Below are 278 nucleotides of genomic sequence, written 5' to 3' on the forward strand. Positions count from 1 at the left end.
GGCGTCGCCTCGACGAGTAAATGGGCAAACTCAATCGTACCAAAGTCTTGTAACACCAAAAAGCCTTTTGCCACGTCTTGCGCAACCAGCGTTGGCACATTGATGGCGGGTGTCATTAGCTTCGCAACATTAATAAACTGCTGCAAGGCGTCTTGCTCATCAGCAGAATCCATGACAATATAACGCGCAGTGTCAGCATCGTTATCAACCAATTGGATACGGTGATATTGGCGGGCACTTGCGTCACCAGGCAAACTGTCGAGCACAAACTCTCGGTC

The 278-nt window shown here is 49.6% G+C and carries 1 pseudogene; it reads right to left on the bottom strand.

Annotated elements, in window-relative coordinates:
* Window positions 1-266 (bottom strand): annotated as a pseudogene (locus tag AAEZ03_RS27080) (hypothetical protein); the annotation flags it as partial.
* Window positions 267-278: the final 12 nt, after the last annotated feature.

Origin of the sequence: Pseudomonas sp. HY2-MNA-CIBAN-0224 (assembly GCF_040310285.1) — a bacterium.
Lineage (GTDB): Bacteria > Pseudomonadota > Gammaproteobacteria > Pseudomonadales > Pseudomonadaceae > Aquipseudomonas > Aquipseudomonas helleri.